Origin of the sequence: Myxococcus sp. CA033, assembly GCF_013336625.1 — a bacterium.
Taxonomy (GTDB): Bacteria; Myxococcota; Myxococcia; order Myxococcales; family Myxococcaceae; genus Myxococcus; species Myxococcus llanfairpwllgwyngyllgogerychwyrndrobwllllantysiliogogogochensis.
The window spans coordinates 1-16,961 of sequence record NZ_JABUMU010000021.1 but is presented as its reverse complement, the minus strand read 5'-3'; the positions used below and the strand labels follow the sequence as shown (position 1 = coordinate 16,961).

Annotated in this window: 15 protein-coding genes and 1 pseudogene; 10 read left to right on the top strand and 6 right to left on the bottom strand. The window is 68.1% G+C overall.

The window, feature by feature from the left end; all coding sequences use genetic code 11:
* Positions 1–31 precede the first annotated feature (31 nt).
* Together HUA78_RS34100 and HUA78_RS34095 are read left to right on the top strand one after the other, a co-directional pair.
* On the top strand, positions 32–796 hold the full coding sequence (locus HUA78_RS34100; protein WP_174478070.1) for a DUF6209 family protein: 765 nt from the start codon (positions 32–34) through the stop codon (positions 794–796).
* Between the two features lie 245 nt (positions 797–1,041).
* Positions 1,042–2,148: a class I SAM-dependent methyltransferase gene (locus HUA78_RS34095; RefSeq protein WP_174459311.1), complete on the top strand. Its 1,107-nt coding sequence runs from the start codon at positions 1,042–1,044 to the stop codon at positions 2,146–2,148.
* Positions 2,149–2,199: 51 nt separating this feature from the next.
* Here HUA78_RS34095 and HUA78_RS46005 read toward each other — a convergent pair whose 3' ends face one another.
* Positions 2,200–3,015 carry a hypothetical protein gene (locus HUA78_RS46005; protein WP_371745721.1) on the bottom strand — a complete coding sequence of 272 codons (816 nt, stop codon included), beginning with the start codon at positions 3,013–3,015 and terminating at the stop codon, positions 2,200–2,202.
* Positions 3,016–3,398: 383 nt separating this feature from the next.
* Between HUA78_RS46005 and HUA78_RS34085 the strand changes: the two genes are divergently transcribed.
* Positions 3,399–3,545 carry a hypothetical protein gene (locus tag HUA78_RS34085; RefSeq protein ID WP_174478069.1) on the top strand — a complete coding sequence of 49 codons (147 nt, stop codon included), beginning with the start codon at positions 3,399–3,401 and terminating at the stop codon, positions 3,543–3,545.
* Between the two features lie 2 nt (positions 3,546–3,547).
* On the opposite strand, the gene HUA78_RS34080 is transcribed toward HUA78_RS34085, so the two are convergent.
* Complete coding sequence (locus HUA78_RS34080) at positions 3,548–4,693, bottom strand: right-handed parallel beta-helix repeat-containing protein (RefSeq protein ID WP_174478068.1); 1,146 nt, start codon at positions 4,691–4,693, stop codon at positions 3,548–3,550.
* 129 nt (positions 4,694–4,822) lie between these two features.
* The gene (locus HUA78_RS34075; RefSeq protein ID WP_174478067.1) at positions 4,823–7,846 is read right to left on the bottom strand and encodes an error-prone DNA polymerase; all 3,024 of its coding nucleotides are present in this window, start codon (positions 7,844–7,846) and stop codon (positions 4,823–4,825) included.
* 412 nt (positions 7,847–8,258) lie between these two features.
* On the opposite strand from HUA78_RS34075, the gene HUA78_RS34070 reads away from it, so the two are divergent.
* The 4 genes from HUA78_RS34070 to HUA78_RS34055 all read left to right on the top strand — a co-directional run bounded on the left by HUA78_RS34070 (position 8,259) and on the right by HUA78_RS34055 (position 12,386).
* Entirely contained in the window at positions 8,259–8,924 is a 666-nt protein-coding gene (locus HUA78_RS34070; protein ID WP_174463669.1) for a hypothetical protein, read from the top strand.
* Positions 8,925–9,028: 104 nt separating this feature from the next.
* Positions 9,029–9,517, top strand: coding sequence for an NfeD family protein (locus HUA78_RS34065; protein WP_141648771.1), 489 nt, complete (start codon positions 9,029–9,031; stop codon positions 9,515–9,517).
* Complete coding sequence (locus HUA78_RS34060; protein WP_141648772.1) at positions 9,517–10,641, top strand: SPFH domain-containing protein; 1,125 nt, start codon at positions 9,517–9,519, stop codon at positions 10,639–10,641. The genes HUA78_RS34065 and HUA78_RS34060 overlap by 1 nt, the downstream gene beginning before the upstream one ends.
* Positions 10,642–10,883: 242 nt before the next feature.
* Positions 10,884–12,386: an ATP-binding cassette domain-containing protein gene (locus HUA78_RS34055; protein ID WP_174478066.1), complete on the top strand. Its 1,503-nt coding sequence runs from the start codon at positions 10,884–10,886 to the stop codon at positions 12,384–12,386.
* Between the two features lie 67 nt (positions 12,387–12,453).
* Here the strand turns inward: HUA78_RS34055 and HUA78_RS34050 are convergent, their stop codons facing one another.
* Complete coding sequence (locus tag HUA78_RS34050) at positions 12,454–13,434, bottom strand: NAD-dependent epimerase/dehydratase family protein (protein WP_174463666.1); 981 nt, start codon at positions 13,432–13,434, stop codon at positions 12,454–12,456.
* A gap of 130 nt (positions 13,435–13,564) precedes the next feature.
* Here HUA78_RS34050 and HUA78_RS34045 point away from each other — a divergent pair, with 130 nt between their 5' ends.
* Positions 13,565–14,098: an FHA domain-containing protein gene (locus tag HUA78_RS34045; protein WP_141648775.1), complete on the top strand. Its 534-nt coding sequence runs from the start codon at positions 13,565–13,567 to the stop codon at positions 14,096–14,098.
* A gap of 12 nt (positions 14,099–14,110) precedes the next feature.
* Here HUA78_RS34045 and HUA78_RS34040 read toward each other — a convergent pair whose 3' ends face one another.
* The gene (locus HUA78_RS34040; protein ID WP_141648776.1) at positions 14,111–14,635 is read right to left on the bottom strand and encodes a hypothetical protein; all 525 of its coding nucleotides are present in this window, start codon (positions 14,633–14,635) and stop codon (positions 14,111–14,113) included.
* Between the two features lie 99 nt (positions 14,636–14,734).
* Here HUA78_RS34040 and HUA78_RS34035 point away from each other — a divergent pair, with 99 nt between their 5' ends.
* Entirely contained in the window at positions 14,735–15,400 is a 666-nt protein-coding gene (locus tag HUA78_RS34035) for a TIGR02269 family lipoprotein (protein ID WP_174463713.1), read from the top strand.
* A 15-nt stretch (positions 15,401–15,415) separates the two neighbouring features.
* On the top strand, positions 15,416–16,138 hold the full coding sequence (locus HUA78_RS34030) for a double-CXXCG motif protein (protein ID WP_174459318.1): 723 nt from the start codon (positions 15,416–15,418) through the stop codon (positions 16,136–16,138).
* Positions 16,139–16,181: 43 nt separating this feature from the next.
* On the opposite strand, the pseudogene HUA78_RS34025 reads toward HUA78_RS34030, so the two are convergent.
* A pseudogene (locus HUA78_RS34025) lies at positions 16,182–16,961 on the bottom strand (DNA polymerase Y family protein); the annotation flags it as partial.

Below are 16,961 nucleotides of genomic sequence, written 5' to 3'. Positions count from 1 at the left end.
TCACCCTGGAGCCACACCCTTGAACCGACTCATGTCCCTCCTCGTGGTCCCCCTGCTGCTGCTCGGCGGCGGCGCGGCGGCGCAGACCCCGCCCGTCATCACCTTCGGCGCCAACTGGTCGCTTGCCCAGTCGCAGACGCTGCTCGCCGGTGGACAGGTCCAGGTGGCGTATGACGCCAGCCGCCTGCCGCAGTGCCGCGCCACCCTGCCCGACGGCAGCCCGGGCTGGAGCCTCACCGGCCACTACCGCCTCGACGGCGGGGCGGAGAGCAGCTTCGACGTCGCGGGCCAGCCCACCGCGGGCGCGCCGCCGGTGCTCTCCCTGCCCGCCGCGGGCACGCTGGAGCTGTGGTTCCGCGTCTCCAGCGCGGGCTGCGAGCAGTACGACTCCAATTACGGCTCGAACTTCCGCTTCACCGTGCGCCCCGCCGGCACCGCCCACGTCCCGACCCTGGTCTTCCAGGAGGGCTGGGTGGAGTACCCCGTGGGAACCGTGAAGGCGGGGCAGACGTTCGTGGTGGATTACGACATCGACCGGCTGCCCGAGTGCCGCCTGCTCTACAACGGCGCGCCCACCTGGGAGGTCTGGGTCCGCTACCGCTTCGACAACGGCGTCACCGGAGACCTGAGCGTCACGCAGGTCTCGGGCTACTCGCGTTACGGTGTCCCCGTCACCCTCACCGCGCCCGCCGGGGCTCGCTCCGTCGCGCTCTGGTTCGAGAACTGGGACCGGGGCTACTGCCGCCGCTGGGACTCGCGCTACGGCCAGAACTACCGTTTCGTCGTGCAGCCCTAATCCGGCGCGCTCCCGCCTCGCCGGCAAGCACCACCTCCCCGGCGGGGCGGGCCTCCGCCCATGACAATCATTGGCATCCGTGGAGACAGACCGTCCCACGGATGTCTTGGCTTGTATCAACACTGTGAGTCACGAGGATTCGGCCCGTACGCGGGGGCGGTATCCGCCGTGAGAGTCGTTGCTTTCCAGAGGGAGACCCCCTTTACTGCGCGCCCTTTCAATCAGCGAAAAACACCCAGACTCCCATGTCCAATCAGACCGAGAAGGCGCTGTCCGAGCATCTCAAGCCGCTGGTGAAGTCCGTGGCACGCAAGGTCGTCCACCGGCTGGCGCCCTGGATGGAGACCCCGGAGCCCTCCAGCGCCCCTCCTCCTCCCGCGCCCCAGGCCGCGCCGGACCTCACCAGTGCCGTGTGGACCCTGCCGGATCGCCCCTTGCGAAACGCGCTCCCTCCCGTGGCCGAGCTCTTGCGCACGCACCACGCCGGGCAGCCCCTCCATGACGTCATCCGGGGCCTCTTCGGCGCGGACGACGGGACGCTCCAGACCCGGCTGCTCCAAGCGCTCTCGGAGGAGCAGCTCCGCGCCTACGTCGCGTCGGACACCGCTCCGGTGCCGCGCACCGAGGACCGCGCCGAGTATTTCGGCGAGCAGCACGTCAGCTACTGGCTCAACGGCCTGAGCGACTACCTCTTCCTGAAGGGGCTGCTGAAGTCCTCGGGCATCGACCCGGAGTCGCACTTCCGCTTCCTCGACTTCGCCTGCTCGTCGGGCCGGGTGCTGCGTCACTTCATCGCCCACTCGCCCAAGGCGGAGGTCTTCGGCACGGACATCTATTCCAACGCCGTCCGGTGGATGAACAAGTTCCTGCCCCCGCGCGGCTTCTACTTCCAGAACAGTGTCGTCCCGACGCTGCCCATCCCCGACGCATCCATCGACCTGGTCTTCTGTGGCTCGGTCTTCACCCACATGGATGAGTTCGAGGAGTCCTGGCTGCTGGAGTTCCGCCGCGTCCTCAAGCCGGGAGGCATCGCGTTCATCTCCCTGCACACGGAGCGGACCTGGGAGGGCATGCGCAACCCCGAGCATCCCATCCGCAAGCACCTCACGAACCATCCGTACCGGTGCTTGGAGTCAGAGACGAACCCCGTGCCCTCCGCGTGGTTCGATCAGCCGATGCCCGCCGAGCGCCTGGTGCTGCGCTACATGCCCTCGCCCTTCCACAACATGCACACGTTCTATACGACCGAGTACATCCGGGAGAAATGGGGGCGGTTCTTCGAGGTTCGCGAGTTCCTCCAGCACGCCCACGGCACCTATCAGGACGGCGTCGTGCTGGTCCGGCGCGCCTAGGATTGTCGAGTCCGGCGCCCGCCTGAAGCGGCGGGCGCCGAGTCGCACGGCTCAGCTCAGCTGCAGGCCCTTCTCGATCTCCGCCAGGCGGAAGCGCGCCATGGCCAGGTTCGAGGTGGCGCGGCTCAGGGCCACGTAGAAGAACAGTCCCTCACGCGCCGCCAGCGGGCGGATGACATGGTACTGCTCGCCCAGGGTGATGAGGATGTCTTCGATGCGGTCCTTGATACCCAGCACGGACATCGCCTTGAGCTTGGCGCGGACGACCTCGGTGTTGGCCGCGGCGGCCGTCTCGATGTTGAACGTCGCGGTGCCGCCCTGGCTGCCCAGACACATTCCGCTCTTCGCATCCACCAGACAGGCCGCGAAGGCCCCTTCGATCTTCAGTGTCTCTTCCAGGGACTGCTTCACGTTCGGCATGACTTCTCTTTCGGCTGGGGGGTGGGTGGAGTGCTGTTCGACGGGAAGGGTCAGCTCCTCCAGGCTGAACGTCAGCTGACTGGAGTAGGTGCGCGGCTGGGGGACGAAGAGCGCCTGGGCGTCCTGGAGTGACAGCAAGACCTGCAGGTGGTTCGCCATGTGGCCACGAAGCACGTCCCGGAGCATGTCGCGGGGAACCAGCCCCCACGCCACCAGCACCTCACAGAAGTTGCCCCCGTTCTTGCGGCACTCCGTCATGACCTGCTCGACGTCGTCTCGGCTGACCAGCTGCCGCTGGATCAGCACCGACGAGAAGTTCTGGACCCCGGGCCCGTTCAGGACCGCCCAGGCCACCTTCTGCTCCACGATGAAGATGCGGCCGGAGACGGTGGACGACTTCACCACCACCTCACCGCCCGTCTCGCTCTCCAACGCTTCGTGAAGCACGGAGCGAAGGACGGGGCGTACAACCTGGGTCACCGTTCGGGATGCTCGTTCCATGGAGTGGGTCCGGGACGCACCAGGTGTGCTGATTTTCATATCCAATTCCAGGCAACTATATCCAGCGCCCCCGAAATATCGCAACCCGGCTGCAATATTCGCGGATACCACGTGAGCTGGGTTCAAGCGGCCCCAGCCCGAACAGCTCTGACCCATCGCAGAGATCCACGCGGATGGGAAGGAGAAATCCCACGATGTCTCATACTTCCAGTGAGGGTGTGAGAGCCGGCGAGGGCTGGGCGCGAGGTGCTCGGCTGGTGGATCATGCTCCGGCTCACGGGGGCGGTCAGATGACCTGCTTGCCCTAAGCCCAAGGACTGGGAGGGATCATGAAAAAGTTACTGCTCGGTGCGCTGTCGCTGGCAATCCCGGGGCTGTTTTTCTTCGGCAACATGGCTTACGCGCCCCGGGCGGAAGCCCTGGAGCCCCAGTGTCCGGGATGCCCACTCGCTCTCACGGTGCGCGGCGAGGCCTGACTTCACTCAGCCACGGGGGTCTGCCGTTCCTCCAGGGACTCGAGCAACGAGTTAGGCGTGGAGTCGAAGGGCACGACCACGGTGGTGCCATTCACATCACAGATGGACCCGGGGCCCGCATCATCCGCGGGGTCCGGACCGGGCCCGGTCGCCGCGCCCCAGTAGTTGCGTGCCGCGTCGATAGGGCCGCCCATGTCATTCACGAGGCCGCAATTGGGCGCCGCCGGGAAGGAGCCACCCACGCTCTCACCCAGGTTTCCAAAGAAATTGCTGCTACGCACCTTGAGCTGCGCGCCAAACCGCACCCACATTCCGGCGCCCCGGTTTCCAATGGCCTCGTTGTCCTCGAACTCGAAGTCCGAGGTCCCCGAGAAGAGGACGAGGTAGAAGCCGATACCCCTGTTGCCAATGGCCTTGTTCCCCTCGTACGTGCCCTTCTGCCCGCCGACCACGAAGCCGTGGCCGAACACCTCGTCATTGCCGTTGTTCGTGGCGAGGTTCTCCTTCACGGTGTGCCCCTCCGTGTCCGAGCCAAGAGAGAACCCCATCCCATTGCCCGTGGAGACATTGTCCCTGACCGTGTGGTTGTCCCCCCGGATGGCGAATCCCGCGTCCCGGTTGCCCTGCGCGATGTTCCCAATCACCCGAACGTCGCGCCCACCCAGGACATCCAGCCCAATCCCATCATCATCCGTGACCTTTCCAGCCCCCGTGAGGGTAAACCCCTTCCCATAGTCGCCGAAGGAGACGTTGCTCGCGGTGATGTTGACGACATCCAGCACGGCCCCGGCGGCGTCGATCACCGTGACTTGCGCGCCCCCCGTCGACTCGACCTTGAGCCGCTTGTTGATCAGGATCATGCAGCGACACCCCGTCTGCACTTCAGCCGCTTCATCACCGGGGTCGCTGAAGTCTCCGTCGGCGTTCAAGTCCCCGTAGCGGCCAGGGTGGACGAGGATGCGATCTCCGTCACGAGCATGGGCGATGGCCCGACTGATGGAGCGACAGGGATTCGCCTTCGCGCCACATGTCGCGCTGTCCAACGCGTTGTTGGCGACGTGGAGCGTCCTCGTCGGCTCCGCCATGGATGGCGAAGGCAACCACAGGGTCCCCACCACGGTGACCATTCCGAGCATCTGCCTGAACATGCCAACCTCCTGCCCACTTCCCGCCATGGGCCAACAAGCGCCATTGAATGGCGCGAAGGAGGATGGAGTCGCCTGGGACCTTTGTGCAGTGAGGCCCTGGGCTCGGAGTCGGCTCCCCGACAGGTCCGCTCAGGTGCGGGACAGGGATTGGACGAACTTCGTCTTCACGTTCGTCACCTTGCCCGAGCGCTCCAACACGCCCTGCCCCACGATGAACAGGGCACCGTGGATCTCCTTCCGGCACCGCTCATACACATCCGGAGGCACCACCAGGTTCGCAATCCCTGTCTCATCCTCCAGCGAGATGAAGCACATCCCCCTCGCCGTCGGAGGCCGCTGTCGGCAGATCATCATCCCGCCCACGGACACCGTCCGCCCGGAGGACACCTGCTTCAGCCCCTCCGCCGTCACCGCCCCCAGCTTCCTCAGCGTGGGCCGCAGCAGCTCCAGCGGGTGCTTCTCCAACGACAGCCCCACCGTGTCGTAGTCCGCGCAGACGCGGGCAAACACATCCATCGACGGCAGCTCCACCTCCGTGCCGTCCATCGACATCCCGAAGAACAGGTCATCCGAGTCCAGCGGCCCCAGCGCCTGGATGTCCCACAGCGCCTTGCGGCGTGAGCCACAGAGCGCCCCCAGGGCCCCCGCCAACGCCAATCGCGTCAGCTCGTGCCGGGGAATCCGCGCCCGTCGCGCCAGGCTCCCCACGTCCGTGTAGCCCTCCCCTCGCCCCGCCTCCACCCGCCGTCCCGCGGACTCTCCCAGCCCCTTCACCATCCGCAACCCCAGCCGCAGCGCCTTCCCCCCGTCCTCCAGCGTGCAGTCCCACCGCGAGCACCGCACGTCCACCGGCCGCACCTCCACGCCGTGCCGCTGCACGTCCGCCACCAGCGTGTGCGGCGCGTAGAAGCCCATGGGCTGCGAGTTCAGCAACGCCGTCGTGAAGGCCGCCGGGTAATGACACTTCAGCCAACTGGACGCATACGCAATCAACGCGAAGCTCGCCGAGTGACTCTCCGGAAAGCCGTAGTGCGCGAAGCCCCGGAAGTTGTCGAACCACTCCTCCGCCTGCACCCGCGAGTACCCTCGCGACAGACACCCCTCCACGAAGCGTCCCCGGTACTGCAACAGCATCGACTCCGCGCGTTTGTGGCTCAGCACCCGCCGCAGCCCATCCGCCTCCTCCGCGGAGAAGCCCGCCGCCACCATCGCCAGCTTCATCGCCTGCTCCTGGAAGAGCGGCACCCCCAGCGTCTTGCCCAATATCTCCCGCACCGCCTCGCTCGGGTACACCACCGTCTCCTCGCCGTTCCTCCTGCGAAGAAATGGGTGCACCATCTTCCCGACAATCGGCCCCGGGCGGATGAGGGCAATCTCCACCACCAGGTCGTAGAACGTCCTCGGCCGCAGCCTTGGCAGCATGTTCATCTGCGCCCGGCTCTCAATCTGGAACACCCCCACCGTGTCCGCTTCGCACAACATGTCGTAGACCTTCGGGTCCTCCGCCGGAATCGTCGCCAGCGACAGCTCCCGCCCGTGGTGCTCTCGAATCAGCGCGAAGCACTTCGACAGCGCCGTCAACATCCCCAGCGCCAGCAGGTCCACCTTCAACAGTCCAATCGAGTTGATGTCATCCTTCTCCCACTGGATGACCGTCCGCCCCGCCATGGCCGCGTTCTCCACCGGCACCAGCTCCGTCAGCGGCTCTCGCGTCATCACGAACCCGCCCACGTGGATGGACAGATGTCTGGGAAAGCCCTCCAGCTCCGCCGCCAGGGACAACGTCCGCTGCACCCGCCGGTCGAACGCGGACAGCCCCGCCTCCAGCAGGACCTCCGGCGTCACCTCGAACCCGTGCGCCGCGGAGACCTTCGACAGCCGGTCCACCTGGTCCAATGACAACCCCATCGCCTTCCCCGCCTCCCGCAGCGCCAGCCGCCCGCGATAGCAGATGACCTCGCACACCATCCCCGCCCGGTGGCGCCCGTGCTTCTCATACACGTACTGGAGCACCTCCTCGCGCCGCTCGTGCTCGAAGTCCACGTCGATGTCCGGCGGCTCCTTGCGCGCCATGCTCAGGAAACGCTCGAACAACAAGCCCATCCGCACCGGGTCGATGGCGGTGATCTGCAGCGCGTAGCAGACCGCCGAGTTCGCCGCGCTCCCTCGCCCCTGACACAGAATCCCCTGCCGCCGCGCGAAGCCGACGATGTCCCACAGCGAGAGGAAGTACCCCGCGAAGTCCAGCGCGGCGATGAGTCGCAGCTCGTGCTCTATCTGCTTCACCACCTCCGGCGGCACACCCGCCGGGTAGCGCACCCCGAGCCCCTCGTACGTCAACACCCTCAGGTGCTCGTCCGCCGTCCTCCCTCCTGGCAGGTCCTCCTCCGGGAAGCGGTAGCGCAGGTCATCCAGCGACGCCCGACACCGCGACGCCAGCTCCACCGTCCGCGCCAGCGCCTCCGGCCGGTCCGCGAACAGCCTCGCCATCTCCCCGGGCCCCTTCAGCGTCCGCTCCCCGTTGGGCCACAGCCGCGTCCCCGCCTGGTCCACCGTCGTCCCGTGCCGCACCGCGCTCAGCACGTCCTGGAGCGGCTGACGTCTCCGGTGGTGCGTGTGCACGTCGTTGTGCACCACCAGCGGCACCCCCAGCTCCCGCGCCAGCACCTCCGCGCGCGCCTCCCGGGCCGAGTCCCCCGCCGACAACGTCCGGCACAGCCCGACATGGAAGCGCTCCGGGAACGCCTCCGCCAACGGCGCCACCCGCTCCAGCGCCGCCGGCTCCGGCAACAACGCGAGCAGCCCGCTGGAGCGCTCCGCCAGCGCCCGCCACGGCAGCCCCGCCTCCCCCTTGGGGTGCGTCATCCGACTGCGCGACACCAGCGCGCACAGGTTCGAGTAGCCCCCCGAGTCCGCCGCGTACACCACCACCGGAGGCCCGTCCTCGAGCGTCAGCTCGGCCCCGAGGATGAGCCGCAGGCCGTGCTCCTTCGCCGCGAGGTGGGCCTTCACCGCCCCGTACAGCCCATCCGCGTCCGTCAGCGCCAGCGCGCTCAGCCCCAGCCGCGAGGCGGTGAGCACCAGCTCCTCCGGATGCGAGGCACCGCGCAGAAACGAGAAGTTGGAGCGACAGACGAGCTCGGCGTAGTCCACACCCGATCAAGACACTGACCAGCCGTTCAGGCGCTAGGTCGGATCTTCGTTCGGCAGCCGAGGGACTCGCCGGGTTGAGGCACGCCGCACGCGCCCCGACGCACCACGTCCTCTTCGGGCCTCCAGGGCCGCGTTCCGCGACTCCGGCGCCTCCCGTCCGCCACCCGCCGCCGCGCCACGACGTTTCCAGACAGCCCCTGGGCCGAGCCCCTCGTCCAAACCCAGACATGCCATCTCCGAGCCTCGCCCCCCTGTCCGCGCAGCAACGCTCAACTCCTGAGAATCACTGTCACGCGAGTCCCCGGTGCCTACCGTCGCTGTCCGCCCGGCGCCGCCCTCTCCCGGAAAGGCGCCCGTTGCCACGGACGGCATCGGCCCATGTCGCCACGACACCTCTCGACGAGGAGGACTCATGTCCCTGCACGGCCTCAACCGCTTCGCCCTTCCCTTCACCCTGGTCCTCGCGTCCGCCCTGCTCTTCCCGGCACTCGGGCTTGTCGGCGAGACGCAGGCCGCTTCGCGCAAGAGCGCCCCCTGTGGGGTGAATCGCGAGCTGTATCTGGGCACCTACAAGGGCCGCGTGTTCAAGGAATGGCAGACACCGCTCACCGATGAGCAGCTCAAGGACCCGTTGACCCGCATGGCCAATGACGCCCTGCTCAAGAACAACTACACGCTGACGGTCCGCTTCCAGCGCGACGCGCGGGGCACCTACCAGGCGGAGACGCTGGTGCAGTTCGACAGCCTCACCCCCGACACCGTCGGCCCCAGCCACAAGGACACCAGCAGCTACCTGCTCAACCTGGACCGGGAGCCCGCCAAGGTGGAGTTCGTCGTGACGCGGCGCCCCGCGAAGACCTACGCCACCCGCCCCCAGGAGCCACCCCGCACCGGAGGCATCGAGAAGACCACCTCGCGGCCCAAGCCCACCAGCCACACCCTCGTCTTCAAGGAGACCCTCGCCCTGGACGCCCTGGACTGCGATAGCGGCGGCGTCCCCCAGCGCCTGCTCTTCACCCGGACCATCGGCGGCCAGCAGCCCATCGTCGAGACGCGGGAGCTGTTCCGTACGAAGTAGGCGCGCCCAAGCCCCCTCACGGGGCCCCATGAAGGCGTTCAGTCCTTTCGTCCCCGCCCGCCCGCGTTTGACAGGACGGGGAACCGACTGACAAAGAGATCTTCATGGACCTGACCCCCGCCGCCTGGCAGCTCTGGATCGTCGCCGCCCTCGCCTGCGGTGGGCTGGAAATCAAGCTGTCCGGCTTCGGGCTCGTGTGGTTCGCGGTGGGGGCGCTCGTCTCCTCGCTCGCCGCGGGCCTCGGGCTGACCTTCTTCCTCCAACTGGCGCTCTTCGCCACCGTCTCCATCGGCCTGTTCGCCGCCTCGCGCACCCTGTTCAAAAACGTTTTCATGCGGAACGCTTCGCACTTGAAGACGGGCGTCGAGGCCATGGTGGGGCAGGAGGCGGTGGTGATGGAGTCCATTGAAGGCCCCCACGGGGGCACGGTGCGCATCAACGGCGAGCTGTGGACGGCCCGCTCGCTGTCCGGCGCCATCCCCCAGGGGGAACTCGTCACCGTGGAGCAGGTCGAGGGACTCAAGCTTTGGGTGCGCCGCCCTTCGGCGACGTTGTCGGTTCCCGAGGCGGAACAGAAACAGGAGAAAGTCTGATGGACGCGCTGACCTTTGTAATCCTTGCCGCTCTCGTGGGGCTCGCGGGCTTCGTGCTGTACACCTGCGTCCGCATCGTTCCCCAGGCCAAGGTCATGGTGGTGGAGCGGCTGGGCAAGTTCCATGGCGTCGCCACCAGCGGCCTCAACCTCCTCATCCCTTTCCTCGACAGCCCCCGCCCCATCGAGATGCGCACGGGCAACCGCTACATGCGCAGCACCATGGTGGACCTGCGCGAGCAGGTCATGGGCTTCGAGACGGTGCAGGTCATCACCCACGACAACGTCAACATGGAGGTCGGCTCGGTCATCTACTACCAGATCGTCGACGCCGCGAAGGCGCTGTACCAGGTGGAGAACCTGGCGCTGGCGATTGAACAGCTCACCATGACGAACCTGCGCAACGTCATGGGCAGCCTGACGTTGGACCAGACGCTCACCAGCCGCGAGACGGTGAACACCCGGCTGCGCATGGTGCTGGACGAGGCCACGGAGAAGTGGGGCGTGAAGGTGACGCGCGTGGAGCTGCGCGAAATCGAGCCGCCCCAGGCCATCAAGTCCGCCATGGCCAAGCAGATGACCGCCGAGCGTGAGCGCCGCGCCGAAGTGACGAAGGCCGAGGGCGACAAGGCCGCCGCCATCCTTCAGGCCGAAGGCCAGAAGATCTCCCGCATCCTCCAGGCCGAAGGCGAGCGCGACGCGGAGGTCGCCCGCGCCGAGGGCCACAAGCGCGCCACCATGCTGGAGGCCGAAGGCAAGGCCGAGGCCACGCGCCTCACCTTCGAGGCCATCCACAGCGGCCACGCCACCCCGGAGGTGCTCGCGCTGCGCTACATGGAGACCCTCCAGGAGATTGGCAAGGGTGACAACAAGATGTTCATCCCCTACGAGGCCACCGCCACCCTGGGCGCCATCTCCGTCATCAAGGACGTCTTCTTCGCCAAGGAGGACGCGGCCAGACGCCCCGCGCCCCAGGCCCCGGGGACGCGTCCCGCGCCCACCGCCGCCTCCCTGAGCGCCCAGAGCATCGCCCGGAGCAACGTCATCGCGGAGCCCGCCACCCTCACCGGCGCCAGCGCTCCGCAGGCGCGTCGTCCCCGTCCTCCCTCCGAGCAGGACGAGTAGACCGCTGTCCGGAATCCGTCTTGCTCGCCGTCCAGGCTGGCCGGCGAGCGAGACGGGGTTGCATTCCGCCCCGGCGCGCGTCATAGATTTTGGCGCACGCATCCACCGGAGGGCCTGACACCCCCTCCCTACGCGAGGTCGACGTACCCTTGAAGCTGAGCCGCTGAGTCCCAGGTCTTTTGGCCTCACCGCGCAGGGCCGCCCCTTGGGCTGGCTCGCGCCTGGATTCAGGAGTTCGCTTCATGTCTTCCCTTCGCGCGCATCGCGTGTCGTTCGCCTATTCCGACGCTGTCGCCGTCCTCTCTGAAGTCGACTTCCACCTGGCGTCCGGCTGGACGGGGCTCGTGGGCGCCAATGGCGCCGGCAAGTCCACCCTGCTCCGGCTCCTCTCGGGGGAGCTTGCGCCCACCGAGGGGCACATCCAGTCCGAGCCCCCCTCGCCCACCCTGCGGCTGTGCCGCCAGGAAGTGGAGGCGCTGACGCCGGACATCACCGCCTTCGCCGAGTCATGGGACTCGCTCGCGCGCAGGCTGCACGGGCAACTGGGGCTGGACGTCTCCGCGCTGGAGCGCTGGTCCACGCTGTCCCCGGGCGAGCGCAAGCGGTGGCAGGTGGGCGCGGCGCTGGCCGCCGAGCCGCACGTGCTGCTGCTCGATGAGCCCACCAACCACCTGGACGCGGAGGCGCGGACGTGGCTCGTCTCGGCGCTGAAGCGCTTCAAGGGTGTGGGCGTCGTCGTGTCACATGACCGGCCGCTGTTGGAGACGCTCACCACCGCCACGCTGCGCGTCCATGGCGGCGATGCGCGGCTGTGGCCCGGGGCCTACTCCGCGGCGAAGCAGCACTGGGAGGCCGAGCGCGAGGCGGAGGTGGGCGTCTATCAACAGGCCCGCGCGGAGCAGCGACGCGCGGCGCGACTGCTCGACCAGGCCCGACGGGAGCAACAGTCCGCCGACGCATCCCGGAGCACGCGCAAGCGGCTGAAGGACAAGAACGACAACGACGCGCGCTCCATGGGCGCGTCCGTCGTGGCGGGCTGGGCGGAGAATCACGCGGGCCGCCGCGTGGGCATCCAGCGTCGCGAGTTGGAGCGCGCCACCGAGGCCGTGGGTGAGTTCACTGCGGACAAGACCGTGGGTCGCTCCGTCTTCGTCGACTACGTGCGCTCGCCCAACCCGTGGCTCTTCACCCTCGACGTGCCGGAGCTGCGCGCCGGGGACGTGCCGCTGCTGGGGCCCGTGAATCTGTCCGTCGGCCGCGAAGCGCGCGTGCGCATCGAGGGTCCCAACGGCGCGGGCAAGAGCACCCTGGTGCGCGCGCTGCTGGAGCGTGCTCGCGTGCCCATGGAGCGCGTGCTGTATCTGCCGCAGGACGTGGGCGCGGAGGAGGCGCGGACCACGCTCGACGAGGTGCGCGCCCTGCCTCCCGAGGAGAAGGGACGCGTGCTGTCCCTGGTGGCCGCGCTCGGCGTGGACCCCGAGCGGCTGCTCGGCTCGGAGCAACCTTCACCGGGAGAGGTGCGCAAGCTGCTCATCGCCCGGGGACTGGGACAGCACGCCTGGGCGCTGGTGCTCGACGAGCCCACCAATCACCTGGACCTGCCCTCCATCGAGCGACTGGAGGCGGCCCTGCGTGAGTATCCCGGCGCGCTGCTGCTGGTGACGCACGACACCGCGTTCGCTCGCGCGTGCACCTCCGAGGCCTGGCGCGTGGAGCATGGCCGGGTGGAGGTGACGGCCGGGTGAGGCCGGGCGGGAGCGCGACTCCAGCGCGATGATGCGACCCGTCCCCCTGGACTGTCGCGGGACTGGCTCACGTCCTGAACTGGGGGTGCTCCCGCTCCCACGCCTCCAGTTGCGCGAGCCCCTCTTCCACGGAGACGCGAGGACGGAAGCCCGTCTCGCGCTCCAGCGCGGAGGGGTCCGCCCACGTGCCGTCCATCTCCCCTGGCTGGGCTGGCAGTGGGCGCAGCACGGCCCGCGTCCCCACGTGTCGCTCCAGGACGGCCACGAAGTCGCGGAGCGAGACGGGCTCGCCGCGGCCCACGTTGAGCAGTCGATACGGCGGTGTACTGGAGGGCGGGCGGTCCAGCACGCGCAGCACCGCCTCCGCCACGTCGTCCACGTGGGTGAAGTCGCGCCGCATGCGGCCCTCGCCGTAGAGGTCGATGGGACGCCCCTCGCGCAGGGCGCGAAGGAAGCGCAACGGCGCCATGTCCGGACGCCCCCAGGGACCGTACACGGTGAAGAAGCGCAGCCCGCTGGTGGGCAGCGCGTGCAGGTGGCCGTACGTGTGGGCCAGCAGCTCTCCGGCGCGTTTGGTCGCGGAGTAGACATTCAGCGGGTGGTCGGCCGAGGCGCTCTCCGCGAAAGGGGGCGGCGTGTCAGCGCCGTACACGGAGCTGGAGGAGGCGTAGACGAGGTGCTCCACCTGCGCGGCATGTGACTGCTCGAGGACGTGGAGGAACCCCGTCACGTTCGCGTCCAGATAGGACCGCGCGGAGGCGCTCGCCGTCCGGACGCCGACCCTCGCCGCCAGATGCACGACCCGCTCGGGGCGCTCTTGCTGAAAGATTCTCGCGAGCGCGGCGGCATCGGTGATGTCGACCGGATGACAGGTGAAGTGCTCGGCGCCGGGAGTGGTGCGAAGTCGGGCCAGGCGGGCCTGCTTGAGTGGCACATCTCCGGAGGGGTCCAGGTTGTCCACGCCGAGGACGGTGTCCCCTCGCGCCAGCAGTCGCGCGCTGACGTGGTGACCGATGAAGCCCGCCGCTCCCGTGACGAGTACCCGCATGCAGGGCGCACGCTCCCATGCCCTCTTGGGGGATGCCACGTTCACGGTGTGACGGACTCCCTCGCCGAGCGTCCAGGAGGGCTCGACAGCCTGCTTCCCGTGGCCCCTGCTTGGACGTAGGGTGGGCGACATGGTGTCCGTGAACCAGCTCCGACCCTTCGCCGAAGCCTCGCTCGAAGCCTTCCGGGCCGCGTCAGGCCCGGTGGCGCTCATCCAGCAGCCCGTGGACCCGGTGTTCCGAAGCGTCGCCCAGCAGCTGACGGGGGCGCGCACGGTGGGCATGGCGCATCGCTCGCGCATGACGGAGCGGCTGCTCGCCATGCTTCGCGACTTCGACAACCTGGAGGTGCACTTCCTCAACCCCAAGGTGGATGGCGAGGAGCTCACCGTCGGCCGCTCGGAGTGTGACCTGGTGGTGCCGGACCCGTCTGTCTCCCAGCACCACGCCACGCTGCGGTGGAATGCGGCGACGGGCGGCTTCCTCGTGCGCGATGCGCAGTCGATGAATGGCACGTGGATCAACGGCGCGCCCCTGGGGTTTCGGGCGCAGGTGACGCTCAACGACGGCGACACGCTGGCGTTCGGCGACGCGCAGTTCCTCTACCTGCGCGCGGAGACGGTGCACGAGCACCTGCGACTGGCGAGCCCTCGGCCGAAGCCCTGAGGGCGTGGAGGCTCAGGGCACTTCCTTGACGGCCTGGATGACGGCCTTGCGCAGATAGGAGCTGTAGTCCGTCTGCGACTGGTACAGGCCAATCATCGCGACGGTGCGGCTCTCCTTGCGCCAGATCAACTGGCCGTCGGGAGAGACGACGCCGGCCTCCAGCACCACGTCGGCGCGGCCCATGGTCTGGACGGCGGAGACGTCGACCCAGGACAGCACGACGACGACGGCGGCCTCCGCGTCGTTCTCACGGATGACGGACACGACTTCGTCCGTGGAGGGCGAAGGCGCCGCGGAGATGCGCGTCCCGGCGACCTCGAAGCCCCGCTCTCGGAGGACGGCTTCCGTCGAACCGGAGAGGACGGTGCGAGGGTTGCCCTCACCCATCAGGTCCTCGCGGTAGGACGCCGAGGGCAGTGAGTCCACCCGCGAGCCGACGACCACGACGACCTTGCGGATGGCCCCCGCGGGACGGACCTGCGGCGCGGCGCATGCGGTGACAAGCAGGGACAGCAGGAGGAGAGCGGAGACGCGCATGGGGGCCCTGGGGGAAAAGGTGGTCGCTCTGCATAACCACCCGAGGCGGCGGTGGGCAAACCGGTGAAGCTGGGGGCGGCGGCGTGCTATCCACAGACTATGCGCGCATTGCATGTTTTCTGCGTCGTCCTGCTCGCCACCGGATGGCAGGGCTGCGCGACATCGGCTGCGTCAGCGGTCCCCTTCTGGGAAGACGCGCAGGGAGAGTGCTCCGAGCCGCATGAGGATGTCTGCCTCGCTCCCCTCTGCGAAGAGGACACGTGCGCCTTCTTCCGCTGCGAGCACATGCTCGACGAACTGACGTTGGCGCGCTTTCCACCCGCGCGTCCTCCCGCGGCATCCGCTGCGCCCGGAGGAGGTCCTCGCAGAAACTGGGGAAGCGGGCTGAAAACACCTGGAGGCCATGAGCCCGTCTTCGTCATCCCCTGGCATGGGAGTCCTCGTCCCACACCGCCGAGATTTCAGCTCCCTCCGGGCCGCTTCGAGAAGCACCACATCTTCCCGCAGGCCGAAGACCTGGCGTTATGGTTCCGCAGCAGAGGACTCAACATCCACGACTACACGCTCCCTCTTCCACGGGACGTCCACCAACGGATTCACCGAGGCGGAGACCGTGGAGGCGCCTGGAACAAGGCATGGCGTGAGTATCAGAGACAGAATCCCTTCCCCTCCAAGGAAGAAATTTTCAAACATGCAGGGGAACTCATCTACCGCTTCCAACTCCTGGGCGGTCCCGTCAAGCCCTACTACACCCATCTGGAATAACCACGTCCTGGACAGATGACTCGATTCTTCGAACTGGGTGAGGACAGTGCAGAGACCTCTCGATACCGAGGCGACTTCAACGCCGCGCACAAGTGGTCGCTGCCTGGAGTCGAGTGCTCCGACTGTGGCGCGACCTGGGGTGGCTCGGGACATAACTACCCTTGCGTGGACCTCTCATCGCTGCCGGAACAGGCCCGTTTCGTGAGGCCATGGCCTACGTCCGTGCCCGAGTACCAACGCCTGCGTACGCTCGCGAGCCCCCTGGCCCCCCCAGGAGCGGAGCTTCCACCAGGAACGGCGTTCGGCCCCATGGTGGGGACGGCCCGTGGCGATTTGGGTCCACTCACCTGGCAAGGGGACTACTTGTTGATGTTGCGCCGGGACACGCTGGAGCAACTCCGGTCACTGCATGTCCAGGGTCTCGTCGGCTGTGAGACGGAGCTGCGCTGGAGGCAAAAGAGCCCACCAGAGATGCTGGAGCTTCAAATCGAACTGAAGGGGCGTTTGCATCCAGACTGCCTCCCTTCAGATCTGGCGCCAGCCTGTAAGACATGTGGCCGGCTCGCGTTCCAAAGGCCTGACCACCCGATCCTCGACGCGCGTTCTCTCCCCGTCGACCTGGACCTGTTTCGGGTGGGTAACTTCGCCACGATGATCATTGGAACAGAGCGGTTCATAGAGGCAGTGCGACGCCTGGGGCTCACAGGCATCAGTTCCCGCGAGCTTCCGACCCGCTGATTCTGCAATTGATTGCACGAAAGCACACGCCGCGCGTGGCACGTCAGTCAAACAAGCCCTGCAGATAGAAGCGGCCATCTCGCATGTCCCGGAACACCCACGCCGGGCCCAGTCCCTCGAAGTGCACCCGGTAGTAGTCACGCTGGAAGGGAGACTCGGACCACCACTCCCCTCCCAGCCGCTCCGGCCCTGTCACCGCCGTCACCCGGTGCCGCCGCCCGCCCACCCTCGCGGCCAGCAACCTGCCCGTCTCCGCCACCTCCGCGTCCAGCCACGCGGGCTCCACCAACAACCGCGAGGGCCGCTCCCGGAGCCCTCCTCCCTCCGCGCGCTCCACGCGAGCCCCGCCCAGCTCCCCCGCCCACCCCTTCCGCGCCTCCGGAGGATGGAAGCCCTTCGCCCCATGCGCTCCCTCCGGTCGGTGCACCTCCGCCAGTCCCGCCGCGCAGAGCGACTCCTCCCCCAGCGTCGTCACCAGTCGCGACAACACCACCTCCAGCGCCGCATCCCCCTCCGGTTCATCCCCCAGCGAGAGCTGCTGCTCCCGGTCCTCCGAGCACTCGTCCACCCGCGCGGACACCTCCGCCACCGGGTTCTCCAGTCGCAACTCCTCCAGCCGGTGCCGCGCCAGATCCAGCAGCAGCTTCGCCTCCGCCGTGGGCCTCGCCAGCGCCAGCGTCACCTGCTGCAGCCCCGACGGATCCAACTTCAGCGTGAAGGTGATGCGCACCGCCGCCCGCCGCCGCCCCGCCAGCCGCGCCCCCAGCCTGTCCAACAACGTCTTCAGCGCGAAGCGCAGCGGCTCGAACGACTCCGCGGGCCA

Coding starts and splice junctions, on each gene's coding strand:
- HUA78_RS34055 (WP_174478066.1), top strand. CDS start 10,884: ATGTCTTCCCTTCGCGCGCATCGCGTGTCGTTCGCCTATTCCGACGCT.
- HUA78_RS34050 (WP_174463666.1), bottom strand. CDS start 13,434: ATGCGGGTACTCGTCACGGGAGCGGCGGGCTTCATCGGTCACCACGTC.
- HUA78_RS34095 (WP_174459311.1), top strand. CDS start 1,042: ATGTCCAATCAGACCGAGAAGGCGCTGTCCGAGCATCTCAAGCCGCTG.
- HUA78_RS34030 (WP_174459318.1), top strand. CDS start 15,416: ATGACTCGATTCTTCGAACTGGGTGAGGACAGTGCAGAGACCTCTCGA.
- HUA78_RS34085 (WP_174478069.1), top strand. CDS start 3,399: ATGAAAAAGTTACTGCTCGGTGCGCTGTCGCTGGCAATCCCGGGGCTG.
- HUA78_RS34100 (WP_174478070.1), top strand. CDS start 32: ATGTCCCTCCTCGTGGTCCCCCTGCTGCTGCTCGGCGGCGGCGCGGCG.
- HUA78_RS34035 (WP_174463713.1), top strand. CDS start 14,735: ATGCGCGCATTGCATGTTTTCTGCGTCGTCCTGCTCGCCACCGGATGG.
- HUA78_RS34045 (WP_141648775.1), top strand. CDS start 13,565: ATGGTGTCCGTGAACCAGCTCCGACCCTTCGCCGAAGCCTCGCTCGAA.
- HUA78_RS34065 (WP_141648771.1), top strand. CDS start 9,029: ATGGACCTGACCCCCGCCGCCTGGCAGCTCTGGATCGTCGCCGCCCTC.
- HUA78_RS34040 (WP_141648776.1), bottom strand. CDS start 14,635: ATGCGCGTCTCCGCTCTCCTCCTGCTGTCCCTGCTTGTCACCGCATGC.
- HUA78_RS34070 (WP_174463669.1), top strand. CDS start 8,259: ATGTCCCTGCACGGCCTCAACCGCTTCGCCCTTCCCTTCACCCTGGTC.
- HUA78_RS34060 (WP_141648772.1), top strand. CDS start 9,517: ATGGACGCGCTGACCTTTGTAATCCTTGCCGCTCTCGTGGGGCTCGCG.
- HUA78_RS34080 (WP_174478068.1), bottom strand. CDS start 4,693: ATGTTCAGGCAGATGCTCGGAATGGTCACCGTGGTGGGGACCCTGTGG.